The sequence below is a fragment of the Pantoea sp. RSPAM1 genome (assembly GCF_038816185.1).
Taxonomy (GTDB): Bacteria; Pseudomonadota; Gammaproteobacteria; order Enterobacterales; family Enterobacteriaceae; genus Pantoea; species Pantoea ananatis.
On the sequence record NZ_CP046137.1, the window covers coordinates 3,512,195 to 3,529,133 of the forward strand.

The 16,939-nt window shown below is 55.6% G+C and carries 18 protein-coding genes; 7 read left to right on the top strand and 11 right to left on the bottom strand.

Annotation, left to right across the window (positions count from 1 at the left end; translation table 11 throughout):
* Positions 1 to 4 precede the first annotated feature (4 nt).
* Together panE and yajL are read left to right on the top strand one after the other, a co-directional pair.
* Positions 5 to 925 carry a 2-dehydropantoate 2-reductase gene (gene panE / locus GKC68_RS17055; RefSeq protein WP_264239086.1) on the top strand — a complete coding sequence of 307 codons (921 nt, stop codon included), beginning with the start codon at positions 5 to 7 and terminating at the stop codon, positions 923 to 925.
* Complete coding sequence (gene yajL, locus GKC68_RS17060) at positions 879 to 1,478, top strand: protein deglycase YajL (RefSeq protein WP_013024870.1); 600 nt, start codon at positions 879 to 881, stop codon at positions 1,476 to 1,478. Before panE ends, yajL begins: the two co-directional genes overlap by 47 nt.
* Positions 1,479 to 1,553: 75 nt before the next feature.
* Here the strand turns inward: yajL and thiI are convergent, their stop codons facing one another.
* Positions 1,554 to 3,002: a tRNA uracil 4-sulfurtransferase ThiI gene (thiI, locus tag GKC68_RS17065; RefSeq protein ID WP_058705591.1), complete on the bottom strand. Its 1,449-nt coding sequence runs from the start codon at positions 3,000 to 3,002 to the stop codon at positions 1,554 to 1,556.
* Positions 3,003 to 3,234: 232 nt separating this feature from the next.
* On the opposite strand from thiI, the gene xseB reads away from it, so the two are divergent.
* The 4 genes from xseB to GKC68_RS17085 all read left to right on the top strand — a co-directional run bounded on the left by xseB (position 3,235) and on the right by GKC68_RS17085 (position 7,312).
* A complete protein-coding gene (gene xseB / locus GKC68_RS17070; RefSeq protein ID WP_013024868.1) occupies positions 3,235 to 3,477 on the top strand; it encodes an exodeoxyribonuclease VII small subunit in 243 nt (80 codons plus the stop codon).
* Positions 3,477 to 4,376 carry a (2E,6E)-farnesyl diphosphate synthase gene (gene ispA / locus GKC68_RS17075; protein WP_028724004.1) on the top strand — a complete coding sequence of 300 codons (900 nt, stop codon included), beginning with the start codon at positions 3,477 to 3,479 and terminating at the stop codon, positions 4,374 to 4,376. Before xseB ends, ispA begins: the two co-directional genes overlap by 1 nt.
* Before the next feature lie 19 nt (positions 4,377 to 4,395).
* The gene (gene dxs / locus GKC68_RS17080; RefSeq protein ID WP_047714443.1) at positions 4,396 to 6,261 is read left to right on the top strand and encodes a 1-deoxy-D-xylulose-5-phosphate synthase; all 1,866 of its coding nucleotides are present in this window, start codon (positions 4,396 to 4,398) and stop codon (positions 6,259 to 6,261) included.
* Between the two features lie 76 nt (positions 6,262 to 6,337).
* Positions 6,338 to 7,312 (top strand): aldo/keto reductase, encoded by a 975-nt coding sequence (locus tag GKC68_RS17085; RefSeq protein ID WP_047714442.1) that lies wholly within the window; start codon positions 6,338 to 6,340, stop codon positions 7,310 to 7,312.
* Between the two features lie 150 nt (positions 7,313 to 7,462).
* Here GKC68_RS17085 and pgpA read toward each other — a convergent pair whose 3' ends face one another.
* The 6 genes from pgpA to nrdR all read right to left on the bottom strand — a co-directional run bounded on the left by pgpA (position 7,463) and on the right by nrdR (position 11,535).
* Entirely contained in the window at positions 7,463 to 7,960 is a 498-nt protein-coding gene (gene pgpA / locus GKC68_RS17090; RefSeq protein ID WP_028724007.1) for a phosphatidylglycerophosphatase A, read from the bottom strand.
* Complete coding sequence (gene thiL / locus GKC68_RS17095) at positions 7,947 to 8,924, bottom strand: thiamine-phosphate kinase (RefSeq protein WP_028724008.1); 978 nt, start codon at positions 8,922 to 8,924, stop codon at positions 7,947 to 7,949. Before thiL ends, pgpA begins: the two co-directional genes overlap by 14 nt.
* 54 nt (positions 8,925 to 8,978) lie before the next feature.
* Complete coding sequence (gene nusB / locus GKC68_RS17100) at positions 8,979 to 9,398, bottom strand: transcription antitermination factor NusB (protein WP_013024861.1); 420 nt, start codon at positions 9,396 to 9,398, stop codon at positions 8,979 to 8,981.
* Between the two features lie 19 nt (positions 9,399 to 9,417).
* Positions 9,418 to 9,888 (bottom strand): 6,7-dimethyl-8-ribityllumazine synthase, encoded by a 471-nt coding sequence (ribE, locus tag GKC68_RS17105; protein WP_028724009.1) that lies wholly within the window; start codon positions 9,886 to 9,888, stop codon positions 9,418 to 9,420.
* 90 nt (positions 9,889 to 9,978) lie between these two features.
* Positions 9,979 to 11,082 (bottom strand): bifunctional diaminohydroxyphosphoribosylaminopyrimidine deaminase/5-amino-6-(5-phosphoribosylamino)uracil reductase RibD, encoded by a 1,104-nt coding sequence (gene ribD / locus GKC68_RS17110; protein WP_288427509.1) that lies wholly within the window; start codon positions 11,080 to 11,082, stop codon positions 9,979 to 9,981.
* A 3-nt stretch (positions 11,083 to 11,085) separates the two neighbouring features.
* Positions 11,086 to 11,535: a transcriptional regulator NrdR gene (gene nrdR / locus GKC68_RS17115; RefSeq protein ID WP_006117986.1), complete on the bottom strand. Its 450-nt coding sequence runs from the start codon at positions 11,533 to 11,535 to the stop codon at positions 11,086 to 11,088.
* 451 nt (positions 11,536 to 11,986) lie between these two features.
* On the opposite strand from nrdR, the gene GKC68_RS17120 reads away from it, so the two are divergent.
* Positions 11,987 to 12,544: a DUF3251 domain-containing protein gene (locus GKC68_RS17120; protein ID WP_342656906.1), complete on the top strand. Its 558-nt coding sequence runs from the start codon at positions 11,987 to 11,989 to the stop codon at positions 12,542 to 12,544.
* 55 nt (positions 12,545 to 12,599) lie between these two features.
* Here GKC68_RS17120 and secF read toward each other — a convergent pair whose 3' ends face one another.
* The 4 genes from secF to tgt are packed head-to-tail and all read right to left on the bottom strand — an operon-like array spanning position 12,600 to position 16,932.
* On the bottom strand, positions 12,600 to 13,568 hold the full coding sequence (gene secF / locus GKC68_RS17125) for a protein translocase subunit SecF (protein ID WP_028724012.1): 969 nt from the start codon (positions 13,566 to 13,568) through the stop codon (positions 12,600 to 12,602).
* 10 nt (positions 13,569 to 13,578) lie between these two features.
* Complete coding sequence (secD, locus tag GKC68_RS17130) at positions 13,579 to 15,426, bottom strand: protein translocase subunit SecD (protein ID WP_028724013.1); 1,848 nt, start codon at positions 15,424 to 15,426, stop codon at positions 13,579 to 13,581.
* A 25-nt stretch (positions 15,427 to 15,451) separates the two neighbouring features.
* Complete coding sequence (yajC, locus tag GKC68_RS17135) at positions 15,452 to 15,784, bottom strand: preprotein translocase subunit YajC (RefSeq protein ID WP_006117993.1); 333 nt, start codon at positions 15,782 to 15,784, stop codon at positions 15,452 to 15,454.
* The gene (tgt, locus tag GKC68_RS17140; protein WP_028724014.1) at positions 15,784 to 16,932 is read right to left on the bottom strand and encodes a tRNA guanosine(34) transglycosylase Tgt; all 1,149 of its coding nucleotides are present in this window, start codon (positions 16,930 to 16,932) and stop codon (positions 15,784 to 15,786) included. Before tgt ends, yajC begins: the two co-directional genes overlap by 1 nt.
* Positions 16,933 to 16,939 lie beyond the last annotated feature (7 nt).

Genomic DNA, 16,939 nt, shown 5'->3' on the forward strand with positions numbered 1-16,939 from the left:
CAGCATGAAAATAACCGTATTAGGATGCGGCGCGCTAGGCCAGGTCTGGCTTACCGCCCTTGCCCATTCTGGACATGATGTACAGGGATGGCTGCGTGTCCCCCAGCCCTACTGTTCAGCCAACGTAATTGATCCTCTGGGTCGCATGTCGAACCGGACCTTTATTGCCAACGATCCGCTGTTTCTGGCCCAGAGTCAGCTGCTGCTGGTCACGCTGAAAGCCCCTCAGGTGTCGACAGCCGTTAAAAATCTGGAGAGCGTGATGGCGGAAAACTGCCCTGTGCTGCTGCTGCATAACGGAATGGGGACGCTGGGGGAATTAAAGGGCCTGCGACAGCCGCTGTTGCGCGGCATTACCACGCACGCCGCCATGCGGGACGGAACGGTAATTAAACATGTCGCCAGCGGCGTCACGCATATTGGTCCCGGCAACCGTAAAAGCGAAGGCTGGAGCGCGATTGCCGACGTTCTACATGATGCACTGCCCGACGTCGCCTGGCATGACAACATCCGGGCCGCCTGCTGGCGCAAACTGGCGGTTAACTGCGTGATAAACCCGCTAAGCGTGGAGCACGATTGTCAAAACGGCGCGCTCCGCCAGTACAGCCGTGAAATACACACCCTGTGCGATGAAATCAGTTGGGTGATGGAACGAGAAGGCCAGTCCGTTGACAGTCAGAGTCTGCAAGATCAGGTATTCGATGTGATTGAAACGACGGCGGCGAATACGTCGTCGATGCTGCAGGATATTCGCGCACAGCGGCTGACGGAAATTGAATACATCTCTGGTTTCCTGCTGCGCCGGGCACGCACCCACGGCCTCGTGTTGACAGAAAACACGCGCCTGTATGACATGATTAAACGCAAGGAGTCTTTTTATGGGCGCGAACGCCTCAGTACTGGTCTGTCTGGCTCATGGCAGTGAAGAAATCGAAGCGGTCACCACGCTGGATCTGCTGGTGCGTGGCGGGATAAAAACGGTTACCGCCAGCGTGGAAAGCGATGGCAGCCGTGAAATCCTCTGCTCGCGCGGCGTCCGCCTGCTGGCCGATGTCCCGCTGGTCGAGGTGGCAGATAACGCCTACGATGCCATTGTACTGCCCGGCGGATTGAAAGGCGCCGAGACGTTTCGCGACAGCCCGCTGCTGGTGGAAACCGTGCGGCAGTTTCATCTGACCGGACGTATTGTTGCCGCCATCTGCGCCGCGCCTGGCACGGTGCTGGTGCCGCATAACCTGTTTCCCGTGGGAAATATGACCGGCTTCCCCGGTTTGAAATCCACCATACCGGATGATAAATGGATGGAGCGTCGCGTGGTGTGGGATCCGCGCGTCAATCTGTTAACCAGTCAGGGGCCGGGCACCGCAATGGATTTTGCGCTGAAGTTAATTGATCTGTTAGTCGGCAGCGATAAAGCGCGGGAGGTTGCCGCGCAACTGGTGATGGCACCCGGCATTTACGATTACCAGGCCAGTTAAGATTCGGCATCTGAAACGCGGTACAGGTAGCACTGTGCCCGCTTCCCGGTCGGGTGCGCGGGCACAGCGTACGTTTTAAGGGCGGTAAACTTTGACGTTCTTAAAGCCCTGCTCATGCAGATACAGCGCCTGAAGTTTACTCATCACGCCGCGATCGCAGTACAACAGCCAGGTTTTATTCTGATCGAGGTCGCCAAACTGGGTGCTGAGTTTGTAGAAAGGCATCGACTTCACCTCTGTTCCCACCAACTCAAGCGGTTTGTCTTCCTGCTCATCCACCGAACGGATATCCAGTACGCTGTCGTTTTCGTTCAGCAAGCCGACCGTTTCAACCTCGACCACTTCGTCCTGGGTTTGCTCGGCAATTTCGCGGATATCCACGTTGGTCGCTTCGGCCACCATGCGTTCCAGAATTGAGAAGTCGAAATGGCTTTCTTCAGCCTCGATTTTGCCCTTCACCGCTTTGACGGTTGGGCTTTTGGAAATCACACCGCAATATTCCGGCATGGTGCTGGCAAAATCTTCGGTGCCGATCTCACGCGCGACCTTAATGATGTGCTCTTTATCATGGGAGATCAGCGGGCGCAGAATCAGCGTATCCGATGCATTGTCGATCAAACGCAGGTTGGTCAGGGTCTGACTGGAAACCTGTCCCAGCGCTTCACCGGTCACCAGCGCCTGAACGCCATAGCGTTCAGCGACCATCGACGCGGCGCGAACCATCATGCGCTTCAATACCACGCCCATTTGGCCATCGTCGACTTTTTCTAAAATTTCGCCCACGACCGGTTCAAAGTTTATCGCGACAAAACGGACCCGATGCGAACGACCGAAACGGTTCCAGATATAATGCGCCACCTGACGCACGCCGATTTCGTGTGCGGCACCGCCAAGATTAAAGAAGCAGTAATGCACCCGGCAGCCGCGACGCATCAGCATGTAGCTTGACACGCCAGAGTCAAAGCCGCCCGAGATCAGCGACAGTACATCTTCCTGCGTGCCAATCGGGAAACCGCCCAGCCCCTCATAGCGCGCGGTCACCAGGGTTAAGCGGTTCTCTTCCACTTCGAGATTGACCGTCACCTCTGGCTTTTTAAGCTGCACCGTGGCGCTTTCGATGTGCTGATTCAGGCCACCGCCGACGTAGCGTTCCACATCCTGAGAACTAAAGCTGTGTTTGCCCCGGCGCTTAACCCGCACGCAAAACGTCTTGTTTTCAAGAGCATCACGGTACTGCGCCAGCGTCTGCTCAAAAATATGATGAATATCGGTATATTCACGCTCTTCCACCGCAAGGACATGGTGGATGCCGGGGATGCGCATGAGCTCATCCGGAATAACCGGGCGCATGGCTTCATCTTTGCAGCGCACTTCAATATGATCCCAGTAACGGACGACCGCGATCTCGTCGCTGACGGTTTTAAGCACGTTGCGAATATTGCTGGCAAGAATCTTAATAAAGCGCAGGCGCACCGACTGACTCTTGATGGTGATTTCGGGAAATAACTTGACGATAAACTTCATGGCGATACAGCTTCGTTGGGCAAATAAGTGCTAAAACAGGCTGCACTTAGCTGGTAAAATCATAAAATTGCGGGCTGCCAGGCGCATCCGCATCCGAGGCGCGAGAGTATATCACCTTTACCTGGTGACTGCTTCTGCAACAGCATGCACATTGATTATTTTGCTAATCATTCTCTCTCAGCTACCATGACCGATTGCATGATAACGTTCCAACCGTGAGTCGATCCTAACTATGCCGAAAAAAGCCGAACAGCCAGCCAGCTTTGAAACGTCATTGCAGCAGCTGGAACAGATTGTCAGTCGTCTGGAAAGTGGTGAACTGCCGTTGGAAGAGGCCCTCAATGAATTTGAGCGCGGCGTGCAGCTGGCACGCAATGGCCAACAGACGCTGCAACAGGCCGAGCAGCGCGTTCGTATTTTACTCAGCGATGATAAAGACGCCGACCTCTCCTCTTTTACGCCGGAAAACAACTAATGGATTTTCCTGAACTGCTCGACGCTTATCACAGGCAGGTGAATCGTGCGTTGACGGGCTTATTAGACGCCCTGCCTTTTCAGAGTTCTCCTCTGGTGAATGCCATGCAGTATGGGGCATTATTAGGCGGTAAACGCCTGCGCCCGTTTCTGGTCTACGCCACCGGCGAAATGCTTCACGCCGACAAAGCGAGTCTGGATGCGCCCGCTGCCGCCGTTGAGTGTATTCATGCCTATTCGCTGATTCATGACGATCTTCCTGCCATGGACGATGACGCTCTGCGTCGTGGGCAACCGACCTGCCATATTAAATATGGTGAAGATACCGCTATCCTTGCAGGCGATGCGCTGCAAACGCTGGCATTTTCTATCCTTGCCGACCAGCCTATGCCGGGCGTGAGCGCGGAATATCGGCTGGCCATGCTGTCAGAACTGGCAAAAGCCAGCGGCGTCGCGGGGATGTGCGGCGGTCAGGCACTGGATCTGGCGGCGGAAGGTCAGTCGGTGGGGCTTGCTCAACTTGAACAAATTCATCGTCATAAAACCGGTGCGTTGATCCGCGCGGCCGTTCGGCTTGGCGCGTTTGCCGCCGGCGAAAAAGGTCGCGAGGCGCTCCCGTATCTTGATCGCTATGCAGACGCTATCGGTCTGGCTTTCCAGGTGCAGGACGACATCCTGGATGTGACGGGTGACACAGCTGTAATCGGAAAACGTCAGGGTGCCGATCAAGATCTTGGAAAAAGCACCTATCCTTCACTGATGGGTCTGGACGATGCCCGCACTAAGGCACTGGATTTATATCAGGAAGCCGTCGATGCTTTGCACATGCTCTCTGCCAAATCCTATAACACCGCAGCCTTGAAGGCGCTGGCGAGCTTCGTAATTGAACGCGATAAATAACTTCCATGATGAGTCACTGATGAGTTTTGATATTACAAAATACCCGACACTGGCACAGGCAGAGACGGTTCAGGCGCTGCGAGCCCTGCCAAAAGAGAAATTGCCTGCGCTCTGCAACGAGCTGCGCCAGTATTTATTAGATAGCGTGAGCCGCTCAAGCGGCCATTTTGCGTCGGGCCTGGGCGTGGTCGAGCTGACCGTGGCGCTGCATTACGTCTATAACACGCCGTTCGATCATCTGGTGTGGGACGTCGGTCATCAGGCTTATCCGCACAAAATTTTAACGGGACGCCGCGATCGCATTGGCTCTATTCGCCAAAAGAACGGCGTGCATCCGTTTCCCTGGCGCGGTGAGAGTGAATACGATGTGCTGAGCGTGGGCCACTCTTCGACCTCCATCAGTGCCGGACTGGGCATGGCTGCGGCTGCCGAACGTGAAGGCAAAGGCCGCCGCACGGCCTGCGTTATCGGTGATGGCGCCATTACTGCGGGCATGGCGTTTGAAGCCATGAACCATGCGGGCGATATCAAATCCGATATGCTCGTGATTCTGAATGACAATGAAATGTCGATTTCAGAAAACGTCGGGGCGCTGAACAACCGGCTGGCGCAGATCCTCTCGGGCAAAACCTACGCGCGTTTGCGTGAAGGAGGCAAGCGTGTTCTGACCGGCCTGCCGCCGATTAAAGAATTAGTGAAGCGTACCGAAGAGCATCTGAAAGGCATGGTCGTACCCGGAACCCTGTTTGAAGAGCTGGGTTTTAACTATATCGGCCCGGTGGACGGTCATGATGTGCTGACGCTGGTCAATACGCTGAGTAATATGCGCAGCCTGAAAGGGCCACAGTTCCTGCATATTATGACCAAAAAGGGCAAAGGCTACGCACCGGCAGAACAGGATCCTATTACCTGGCATGCTGTGCCGAAATTTGACGTCGCCAGCGGTGAGTTGCCAAAAAGCGCCGAAGGTCTGCCGAGCTATTCCAAAATTTTCGGCAACTGGCTGTGCGAAATGGCCGCTGACGATCCGAAGCTGATGGCCATTACGCCTGCCATGCGCGAAGGTTCAGGCATGGTCGGCTTCTCTCGCAAATACCCCAACCAGTATTTTGACGTTGCCATTGCCGAACAGCACGCGGTGACCTTCGCGGCTGGCCTGGCGATTGGGGGCTACAAACCGGTGGTGGCCATCTACTCCACCTTCCTCCAGCGCGCCTACGATCAGGTCATCCACGACGTGGCGATTCAGAAACTGCCGGTGTTGTTTGCCATCGATCGCGGCGGCATCGTTGGCGCTGACGGGCAGACGCACCAGGGCGCGTTCGATCTTGCCTATCTGCGCTGCGTGCCGGACATGGTGATTATGACGCCAAGCGACGAGAATGAATGTCGCCAGATGCTGTATACCGGTTATCACTATCAGGATGGCCCGACCGCGGTACGTTATCCGCGCGGTACCGGTACCGGTGCTGCGCTGACACCGCTGCAAAGCCTGCCGCTGGGTAAAGGCGTGGTAAAACGCCAGGGCGAAAAGCTGGCCATCCTCAACTTCGGTACGCTGTTGCCGGAAGCCAGCCAGGTGGCGGAAGCGCTGAACGCAACGCTTGTGGACATGCGCTTCGTGAAACCGCTGGATACGTCACTGATCGCCGAACTGGCGGCCAGTCATGGGTCCCTGATTACCCTGGAAGAAGGCGCGATTAAAGGCGGCGCAGGCAGCGGCGTGAACGAGTTTATCATGGCTAAACGCCTGGGCGTGCCCGTGCTGAATATCGGCCTGCCTGATGAATTTATTCCACCTGGTACTCAGGAAGAAATGCGCCACGACTACCAGCTGGACGTTGACGGAATTCAACAGCAGATCAGCAGCTGGCTGGCGCAGTAGGTCCCCTGCCCGCGCACTGTGAAGCGCGTCATTCCTGCTATGCTTAATCCCCTGGGTAGACATAGCAGGAGTCTTCATGAAAACCATTCAATTAGCCAGCACTGAGTTAAGGGTTTCCCGGCTTTGCCTGGGTTGTATGACTTTTGGGGAACCCGATCGCGGCAAGCACGCCTGGACACTCCCGGAAGAGAGCAGCCGTCCGCTCATCCAGCAGGCGCTGGAAGCAGGGATCAATTTTTTTGATACCGCGAACAGCTATTCTGACGGCAGTAGCGAAGAGATTGTGGGCCGGGCGCTCAAAGATTTTGCCCGACGTGATGAGGTGGTCGTTGCCACCAAAGTTTTCTTTCCCATGAGCAATCTCTCGCAGGGCTTATCTCGTCAGAACATTCTGCAATCTATCGACGACAGCCTGCGACGGCTGGATATGGCGTATGTCGATCTCTTGCAAATTCACCGCTGGGACTATGACACCCCGCTGGAAGAAACGCTGGAAGCCCTTGACGCAGTGGTGAAGTCGGGTAAAGCGCGCTACATCGGCGCCTCCTCGATGCATAGCCACCAGTTTGCTCAGGCCTTAGCCCTGCAGGACCAACAGGGCTGGGCACGCTTTGTCAGCATGCAGGACCAGTACAACCTTATTCAACGTGAAGAAGAGCGGGAGATGCACCCTTTGTGTCTGCGGGAAAACATTGCGGTATTGCCCTGGAGCCCCCTGGCACGCGGCAAACTGACCCGCCCCTGGGGAGAAACCACCGCGCGATCCGTGTCGGATGACGTCATTCCCTCGCTTTATGCCACCACCGAGGAGAACGACGCGATGATAGCCGAGCGGCTGGCACAGGTTGCGGCGGACAAAGGCGTGACGCGTGCGCAGGTGGCGCTGGCATGGTTACTCAGCAAGCCCGCCGTCACCGCCCCGATTATCGGTGCTTCGCGCGCCGGGCAGTTCGCCGAGCTGGTTGACGCCGTCAACGTGGAACTGACCGGAGACGAGATCGCTCATCTGGAAGAGGCCTATCAACCGCACCCGGCAACGGGTTATCAGTAAGCGGGTTATCAAGCGCTTTGCATGCGGCGCTATGCGCTGCCCGACAGGCAAAGCGGCAGACCGTTCCCGCAAGGGAACGGCCATCATGCTGCACGACGAAATGAGGGAGAACAGGCGGTTTTTTTGCTGTACAGGCCCGGTCTGGCAAGCTTAAGCGGCCAAAAAGACACCCGTCGCGTACAGCATCGCCGCCGCGATAATACCGGCAATAATATCATCCACCATGATGCCCATACCGCCATGCACGTTACGATCAAACCAGCGAATCGGCCAGGGTTTCCAGATATCAAGCACGCGGAACAGAACAAAACCACTCACCACCCATTGCCAGCTGTTGACCGGAATCGCCATCAGGGTAATCCACATCCCGATAAACTCATCCCAGACAATGCTGCCGTGGTCATGCACGCCCATATCCCTGGCGGTACGGTGGCAAAGGTAAACGCCCACACTAATGCCCAGCAAGACCACCAGCGAGTAGAGATCATGGGGGAGCAAAGTCATGAGCCACCAAAACGGAATGGCGGCCAGCGATCCTACCGTACCGGGCATAAACGGGCTCAGGCCGCTGCCGAAGCCGGTCGCCAGTAAATGCCAGGGATTGCGCAGGCGCAGGCGGCTTTTCGCGAGGGATTTATCCGAGGTCAAAATGGTCGAATCCTTTATGGTGGAATTCCGTGGGTTTACCGTTTTCCAGCAGTGACAGCCCTTCTGACTCCGGTGCCATCTGGCCAATGCAGGTATAAGGCACGCCAAGATGCCCCAGCGCTACATCCAGCGCGCCACGATTGACTTCCGGCACGCTAAAGCACAGCTCGTAATCTTCTCCGCCGCTGAGCGCCCAGCGCAGCACCTGTTCGGCATCAAAGTTTTCACGCAGTGCAGAAGAGAGCGGCAGCGCATCCAGATTCAGCCGTGCACCACAGCCGCTGGCTTTCAGTACATGACCAAGATCGGAGATGAGCCCGTCCGATAAATCAATGGCGGATGACGCCAGGGAACGCAGCGACTGTCCCTGTAAAATGCGCGGCATTGGGCGCAGGTGGCGCTTGATCAGGGCTTCGTGTATCGCCGGATCGTCAATACGGCAGTGATGCTGTAATAGCGCCAGCCCGGCAGCGCTGTCGCCCAGCGTACCGGTCACGTAGATCCAGTCACCCGGCTTAGCGCCCGAGCGTTTTAGCGCCTTGCCGTGGGGAATCAAGCCATAGATCCCCAACGTGAGGCTGAGAGGGCCACGCGTGGTATCGCCGCCCACCAGCTGCATGTCGTAGTATTCCAGCAGGTCAAACAGGCTTTCGCTAAAGCTGCTGAGCCAGGTTTCATTAACGTCCGGTAAGGTCATGGCCAGCGTCAGCCAGGCAGGATCGGCTCCCATCGCAGCCAAATCGCTCAGGTTTACCGCCAGAGATTTATACGCTAAATCCGCAGGATGGATGGAAGACAGAAAATGGACGCCGGAAACCAGCGTATCGGTGCTGACCGCCAGCGTCTGTTTTTCGGGCACGCTAAGCAACGCGCAATCGTCGCCGATGCCGAGTTCGACATCACGGCGGCTACGCGTTCTGCGATTGAAGTAGCGTGCGATGAGTTCAAATTCACCACATGACATAATTGCGTTCCGCTTAACCATAAATGAAAAAGGCCGGCAAGCCGGCCTTATTGATTATTTGCGTTGGGGTCTGATTTGTGGACCGGCTTTATCCAGTACGCCGTTGACAAATTTATGGCTGTCTTCGGCACCAAACACTTTCGCCAGCTCAATACCTTCGTTGATGGCCACTTTATAGGGCACATCAGAACGCTTGCTCAATTCATACAGCGAAACACGCAGAATGGCTTTTTCAACCTGTCCCAGCTCTTCGAGCTGACGCGACAGATACGGCTTCATCAAGCCATCAAGGTACGCGCTGTTGGTCGCCACACCGGACAGCAGTTCGCGGAAATAGGTAATATCGACGTCTTTGACGTCTTGTTCCGCCAGAAACTGGTATTCCACATCGGCAATGTCGTTGTTAGACAACTGCCAGGAGTAAAGCGCCTGGACAGCGCACTCACGGGCGCGACGACGAGCAGCAGGTTTCACAAAATTCCCCTTACAAAAATCAGGCTTTAATGGCTTTCAATACGTTGATCATTTCAAGCGCGGTCAGGGCCGCTTCGGCACCTTTATTACCCGCTTTCGTTCCAGCACGCTCAATGGCCTGCTCGATATTTTCAGTCGTCAGTACGCCGAATGCCACCGGAATATCACTGTCCATGGCAACGCTGGCAATACCGGAGCTGGCTTCACCTGCGACATATTCGAAGTGAGCAGTGCCACCACGAATCACGGTACCCAGCGCGATCACGGCGTCGTACTTGCTGGTTTTGGTCAGCGCACGGGCTGCCAGCGGCAGTTCATAAGCGCCTGGTACCCAGACAACGGTGATATTGTCATCGCTGACCTGGCCAATGCGCTTCAGGGCATCAACCGCGCCGTCTAACAGGCTGTCATTGATAAAGTTGTTAAAACGCGCGATGACGATGGCAATTTTTGCCTCTGGCGTTGCAACAGCAGCTTCGATAACTTTCATACATATCCTTTCAGGGGTTTGTTTGGCCCCGCGCAGGGGGGCGGATTCTAACATACTCTTCGGCGGCGTGCTCTCGCTTTTCCGCCTCTGTTATTGCGGCGTCAGCGTCAGGCGCACATCATCGCCGACCTGACGGATATCGCGAAACGCAAAGACGGGCGCATCGACCAACTGCGTCAACCCCGCAAGCTGGCAAAGGCCACGCGCGTCATTGCCCAGTAATTTCGGCGCAACATACACAATCAGCTCATCCACAAGCCCGGCCTGAATGAGCGCGCCTGCGAGCGTCGCACCGGCTTCCACCCAGACGCTGTTGATCTGCCGCTGGCCCAGCACCATCATCAGCGCCACTAAATCCAGTTGGCTGTCGCGCAGTGGAACAGGAATCTGCGTCACCGTTTCTGGCCAGTGCCGATCGTCAACCTGCTGGCGCATCAGCCAGGTTTCGCCTGATTGTTCAATAAGTTTGTGGTGCGGCGTTACGCGATTCTGGCTATCGACGATCACTCTTACTGGCTGTCGCAGCTCGGCTTCATCCACCAGGCGCTGACTTTCGCTGTCCAGCTCTGACCAGCGCACCGTTAACGAGGGATTATCCGCCAGTACGGTTGCACTGCTGCTGAGGATGGCGGAACTCTGGGCGCGCAGCCGCTGCACGTCGCGCCGGGCCGCCGACGAGGTGATCCACTGGCTTTCCCCACTGGCCATGGCGGTGCGGCCGTCCAGCGAGGCACCCAGTTTTAACTGTATCCAGGGAAAGCCGGTACGCATGCGCTTCAGAAAACCCCGATTCAGGGCTTCCGCTTCCTGCATCATCAGCCCGTGGCTGACCTCAATGCCCGCCTGATGCAGGCGGTGTAATCCCCGTCCCGCTACCTGCGGATTGGGATCCTGCATGGCCGCCACCACGCGTTTTACGCCTGCGGCAATTAATGCATCGCAACAGGGCGGCGTGCGGCCGTGGTGACTGCAGGGTTCCAGCGTCACATAGGCGGTTGCGCCACGCGCGCGATCCCCCGCCATACGTAACGCGTGCACTTCCGCATGCGGTTCCCCGGCGCGCTGATGCCAGCCTTCCCCAACAATCTGCCCGTCACGCACAATGACGCAGCCTACATTGGGATTGGGTGTGGTGGTAAAACGGCCGCGGCGCGCCAGCTCCAGCGCGCGCGCCATATAGCGTTCGTCGGTCATGATTTAATCCTGTAACCTGGCAATCTCTTCGCCAAAATCACGCACGTCCTCAAAGCTGCGGTAAACAGAAGCAAAGCGGATATAGGCTACCTTATCGAGCTTCTTCAACTCGTCCATCACCAGGTTGCCAATCAGCTTGCTGGGAATTTCACGTTCACCCGTCGCCCGCAATTGGGTTTTAATATGGCTTACCGCGCTCTCAACGGCATCCGCACTGACCGGACGCTTCTCCAGCGCTTTCATCATGCCGCTGGCCAGCTTGTCTTCATTGAAAGGCTCACGCACGTCGTTGCTTTTCACCACGCGCGGCATCACCAGCTCGGCCACTTCAAACGTAGTGAAACGCTCATGGCACACCAGACATTGACGACGGCGCCGCACTGACGAACCCTCACTAACCAGACGAGAATCAATCACTTTAGTGTCTACAGCGGAGCAGAATGGGCAATGCATGACGTTTCCTGACACGAGATAAATAGGTTATACAGTGTAGCGCGAACTGCAGGTCAACAAAATCGATTCCCGTGCTTTCCCCTGCCTGCTTCACAGACCAGATGGGAAATGCCCGCCAGCGTAAAACCCGCTACGCTTAAAGCGTTCAAGGTAAAAAGCGGAGAAATTAGCCGCGTTTGTACCCGGTTTACTGCATCATCGGATACCTGTGCCGCCGCGCGGGTAAAGTGGCGATGTCCAACCGTTTCAGCTTGCGTCATCACGCGTCACGCGAGGTCAAACCGACACGCAGGCGGTTACGACATTTTGTCGCTCAGCTAAGGGCAATTTAAGAGCACACTTAAGGTAATCGGCGCGATTTCAGTTCAGGCTTCAACGCCATAAGCGGATGCTGATGCATCCCGCGGAAAGGGCAGTATCACGTCATTTGAATAAAGGATAAAAAAACATGATGATCAGGATGGTTTGGGCCCCCGTCGCCCTGTCACTGGTGGCATTGAGCGGTTGCAGCACAACGGCCGGGCAGCCCCAGGTTAATCAACTTCATCAGGAAGTCAGCCAGTTGAACCAGCAGATGCAGCGGCTGACCAGCCAGGCAAGCGCGGTGGAGATTCAGGGGCAGCTTAACGGACATTCGCAGCAGGGTGCCTGGTTATTGCCTCAGGCCAACACGCCCGTTGAATTACAGACCCAGGCCGGCACGCTTCGCTTGTCTTTATCGCGTGTTGAGGCAGAAGCCAACGGCTCACGCGCTAACCTGACCCTACAGACGCGGGATAATACGCCGTTGCCGGGGCTGGAAGCTACCGTCGTCTGGGGCCAGCTCGATCCCGCGACCGGTAAACCGCTTGAGGCCGACAGCCTGACGCAAACCATCCGGGTTCCCGCCTCGCTGACGCCACGCAGTTCGGTCATTATGCCGTTGCGCCTGGGCGGTATTACGCCGGACCAGCTTGGCTATGTGCGGATTCATCAGGTACTGGCTAAAACGGCTGCGCCCACACCATAAAGACAAAAAAAAGCCGCCAGTTGTCTGAACTGGCGGCTTTTTTATCATGCAACGATTACGGCAGGATTGAAGGCTGATCTGCGCCCTCTTTCTCCACTTTCTGTACCAGCATGTGTTCGCGTTTCATGCCCAGCTTCAACGCCAGGGCTGAAGAGACGTAGATCGACGAAATCGTACCAATGGTGACACCGATCAGCATGGTCAGCGAGAAGCCTTTCAGCAGCGCACCACCAAAGATGAACAGGATCAGGATCATCGCCAGCGTGGTCAGCGAGGTGATCAAGGTACGGCTCAACGTCTGGGTCAGGGACACGTTGGTAATGTCGTAGGAAGAGCCGCGACGAATTTTGCGGAAATTCTCACGAATACGGTCCGAAACCACGATTTTATCGTTAAGCGAGTAACCGATAACCGACATCAGCGAGGCCACGATGGTGAGGTCAATTTCAACCCGGAACAGCGACAGCAGCCCACAGGTGATGATGACGTCATGCGCCAGCGCTAAGACCGTACCGAGTGCCAGTCGCCACTCAAAGCGGATACCGATATAAATCAGGATCGCAATCAGTGCCGACAGCAAAGCCAACGCTCCGGCCTGCGCCAGGTCGCTGCCCACGCTGGGTCCAACAAACTCGATACGTTTTACCGTGGCGTTTTGCTGGGTGGTCTGGTTAATCACCGTAACCACTTTATTGCCCAGCTCAGTGCCCGCAGGCCCCGTAACAGGCGGCATGCGCACCATCACGTCGCGGCTGCTACCAAAGTTCTGGATCAACGGCTCCTGGAACCCGGACTTCATCAACGCACCACGAATGGCGTCGAGATCGGCCGGTTTTTCCAGGTTGATCTCAATCACCGTACCACCGGTGAAATCGAGACCCCAGTTAAAACCACGTACGCCAACAATGGCAATCGAGATGATAATCAACAGTCCCGAAATGATGAATGCCAGCGTATCCCAGCGCATAAAGTCGACGACTTTGCGGCCGTGGTTTAACTGCTCAATGCTATATTCCTGTGCCACAACGCACTCCTCAGATAGACAGCTTCTTGACGCGCTTGCCACCGTACATCAGGTTGATAATGGCGCGGGTTCCGACGATCGATGTGAACATGGAGGTCGCAATACCGATAGCCGTTGTAATCGCAAAGCCCTTAATGGACCCCGTACCAATTGCATACAGAATGACAACTTTGATCAGGGTGGTTACGTTCGCATCGACAATACTGGAGAAGGCGCCTTTATAGCCCTCATGAATTGCCTGCTGTACGGAACGCCCGTTACGCAGTTCTTCTTTGATACGTTCATTTATCAGGACGTTAGCATCGACTGCCACCGCCAGCGTGAGCACAATACCCGCGATACCCGGCATGGTGAGCGTGGCACCCGGTAACAATGACATAATCCCGACAATCAGCACCAGGTTCGCCAGCAACGCACTGGTCGCAATCAGGCCCACTTTCTTGTAGTACAGCACCATGAACAAGATGGAGGCAACCAGGCCCCACAGGCAGGCTTCCAGGCCCTGAGTAATGTTCTGCTGACCCATTGTTGGACCGATCGTCCGCTCTTCCACAATCTGGATAGGCGCAATCAATGCCCCGGCGCGCAGCAGCAGCGACAGCTGACGTGCTTCGTTGGGGTTGCTGATACCGGTGATGCGGAAGCTGTTGCCGAGGCGCGACTGGATGTTGGCGACGTTAATCACCTCTTCCTGTTTCACCAGAATGGCGCGGCCATTGGCATCTTTCTTACCGCTGTCTTTATACTCCACGAACAGGGTCGCCATCGGCTTACCGATGTTGTCCTTAGTGAAGTTCGACATGATATTACCGCCCGCGCCATCAAGTGAAATGTTCACCTGAGGCTGGTTGTACTCATCCATGCTGGATGTGGAATCGGTAATGTGGTCACCAGTCAGGATCACGCGCTTGTAGAGCACCACAGGGCGTCCATCGCGCATGTCTTTGACTTCAGAATCGCCCGGTACGCGGCCATTTGCAGCGGCAGTCGGATCCACGCTGGTGTTCACCAGACGGAATTCCAGCGTCGCTGTCGCACCTAAAATTTCTTTGGCGCGCGCGGTGTCCTGAATACCTGGCAGTTCAACCACGATGCGGTCAGAACCCTGACGCTGTACCAGCGGTTCTGCAACACCCAGTTGGTTTACGCGATTACGCAGGATAGTAATATTCTGCTGAACCGCATATTCACGTGCTTCGCTGAGGCGGGCATCCGTCATGGTGGCGCGCAGTGCATCATCGCCACTGCTGCTAATGACGAGATCCTGATGACGCGAGGATAGCCACTTAACCGCAGCATCGCGGCTGGCTGCGTCACGGAAACGAATTTCCACGCCGTAGTTAGCAATCTTGTTGACGTTGGTATAAGGGATATTCTTTTCGCGCAGGTCGCTGCGCAGGCTGTCGGCATTCTGCTCTTGCAGTTTGCTCAGGGCAGTGTCCATGTCCACTTCCATCAGGAAGTGCACACCACCACGCAGATCGAGGCCAAGTTTCATGGGCTGCGCGGCCAGCAGGGCGAGCCAGCGCGGGGTTGCCGGTGCCAGGTTCAGCGCGACCACATAGTTTTCGCCCAGCGCTTTCATGATCGCTTCACGGGCGCGCAACTGCACATCCGTATTAGCAAAACGCGCCGTAATCGCACCGTTTTCCAGCGCAACAGACTTCGCCTGAATATTATCTTGTTTTAATACGTTCTGAATTTGATCCAACGTTTGCTCACTGGCGGCGCTTCCGCGCGCGCCAGTGATTTGAACAGCCGGATCCTCACCATAAAGGTTGGGAAGTGCATATACCAGGCCAATGACAAGCACCACGACCAGCATTATGTACTTCCACAAAGGATAACGATTTAACACGGCAGTTCCCTTAGGGAAGTAAAAATTACAGCGCCTTCATAGAACCTTTCGGCAGGACGGCAGCCACGAAATCACGTTTAATAACCACTTCAGTAGTGTCGTTCAGCGCAATCGCAATGTAGCCGGTTTCTGCCACTTTGGTCACGCGACCCACCAGGCCACCGTTCGTCAGAACTTCATCACCTTTGGAGATAGAATCCATCAGCTTCTTATGCTCTTTTGCACGCTTCTGCTGCGGGCGCAGGATCATGAAGTAAAAGATCAGGCCGAAGACGACCAGCATGATCACCAGAGAATACGGACTTCCCTGAGACGGTGCGCCTGCTGCAGCCACAGCGTCAGAAATGAAAAAGCTCATTAAATTTCCCTCATTGATGAATTATCAGACGTTAAAGGCGGAACCGCTTTGCCCGTCCGTTGGTAGAACTCGCTAACAAAGCGCTCTAATTTACCCTCTTCGATAGCCTGGCGTAAACCCGCCATTAGACGCTGGTAGTAGCGCAGGTTATGAATTGTGTTCAGACGCGCGCCCAGTATTTCGTTACAACGATCAAGATGATGCAAGTAGGCGCGGCTGTAATTGCGACAGGTGTAACAATCACACTCTGCATCCAGCGGCGACACATCGTCTTTATGCTTCGCATTGCGGATTTTTACCACACCGTCAGTCACAAATAAGTGACCGTTACGCGCATTGCGCGTTGGCATGACGCAGTCAAACATATCCACGCCACGGCGAACGCCTTCCACCAGATCTTCCGGTTTGCCCACGCCCATTAGGTAACGCGGTTTATCCTCAGGGATCTGCGGACAGACATGTTCCAGAATACGATGCATGTCCTCTTTCGGCTCACCGACCGCCAGGCCGCCCACAGCGTACCCATCAAAGCCAATCTCTACCAGACCTTTCACAGACACATCACGTAAATCTTCGTAAACCGAGCCCTGAATAATACCGAACAGCGCATTCTTGTTGCCCAGGCTATCAAAACGGTCACGGCTGCGTTGCGCCCAACGTAACGACATCTCCATTGAGCGTTTCGCATAGTCCCAGTCGGCCGGGTACGGCGTGCACTCATCAAAGATCATGACGATATCTGAGCCCAGATCGTACTGAATTTCCATCGATTTTTCGGGATCGAGGAAGATTTGATCGCCATTGATCGGATTACGGAAGTGAACGCCCGCTTCGGTGATTTTACGAATATCGCCCAGGCTGAAGACCTGGAAGCCGCCGGAATCGGTCAGAATAGGGCCTTTCCACTGCATAAAATCATGCAGATCGCCGTGCAGCTTCATGATTTCCTGACCGGGACGTAGCCAGAGGTGGAAGGTGTTGCCCAAAATAATTTGCGCACCGGTATCCTGGACTTCTTCCGGCGTCATGCCTTTTACGGTGCCATAGGTGCCCACGGGCATAAAGGCCGGGGTTTCCACCACGCCACGATCGAAAATCAGACGACCGCGACGCGCGCGACCGTCTGTGGTATCAAGCTCAAATTTCACAAGACCT

Bases quoted from the DNA above. Each gene is read 5' to 3' on its own strand.
- yajC (WP_006117993.1), bottom strand. From the start codon at position 15,784: ATGAGCTTTTTCATTTCTGACGCTGTGGCTGCAGCAGGCGCACCGTCT.
- panE (WP_264239086.1), top strand. From the start codon at position 5: ATGAAAATAACCGTATTAGGATGCGGCGCGCTAGGCCAGGTCTGGCTT.
- dxs (WP_047714443.1), top strand. From the start codon at position 4,396: ATGAGTTTTGATATTACAAAATACCCGACACTGGCACAGGCAGAGACG.
- xseB (WP_013024868.1), top strand. From the start codon at position 3,235: ATGCCGAAAAAAGCCGAACAGCCAGCCAGCTTTGAAACGTCATTGCAG.
- nrdR (WP_006117986.1), bottom strand. From the start codon at position 11,535: ATGCATTGCCCATTCTGCTCCGCTGTAGACACTAAAGTGATTGATTCT.
- thiI (WP_058705591.1), bottom strand. From the start codon at position 3,002: ATGAAGTTTATCGTCAAGTTATTTCCCGAAATCACCATCAAGAGTCAG.
- ispA (WP_028724004.1), top strand. From the start codon at position 3,477: ATGGATTTTCCTGAACTGCTCGACGCTTATCACAGGCAGGTGAATCGT.
- GKC68_RS17085 (WP_047714442.1), top strand. From the start codon at position 6,338: ATGAAAACCATTCAATTAGCCAGCACTGAGTTAAGGGTTTCCCGGCTT.
- ribE (WP_028724009.1), bottom strand. From the start codon at position 9,888: ATGAAAGTTATCGAAGCTGCTGTTGCAACGCCAGAGGCAAAAATTGCC.
- yajL (WP_013024870.1), top strand. From the start codon at position 879: ATGGGCGCGAACGCCTCAGTACTGGTCTGTCTGGCTCATGGCAGTGAA.
- ribD (WP_288427509.1), bottom strand. From the start codon at position 11,082: ATGACCGACGAACGCTATATGGCGCGCGCGCTGGAGCTGGCGCGCCGC.
- thiL (WP_028724008.1), bottom strand. From the start codon at position 8,924: ATGTCATGTGGTGAATTTGAACTCATCGCACGCTACTTCAATCGCAGA.
- GKC68_RS17120 (WP_342656906.1), top strand. From the start codon at position 11,987: ATGATCAGGATGGTTTGGGCCCCCGTCGCCCTGTCACTGGTGGCATTG.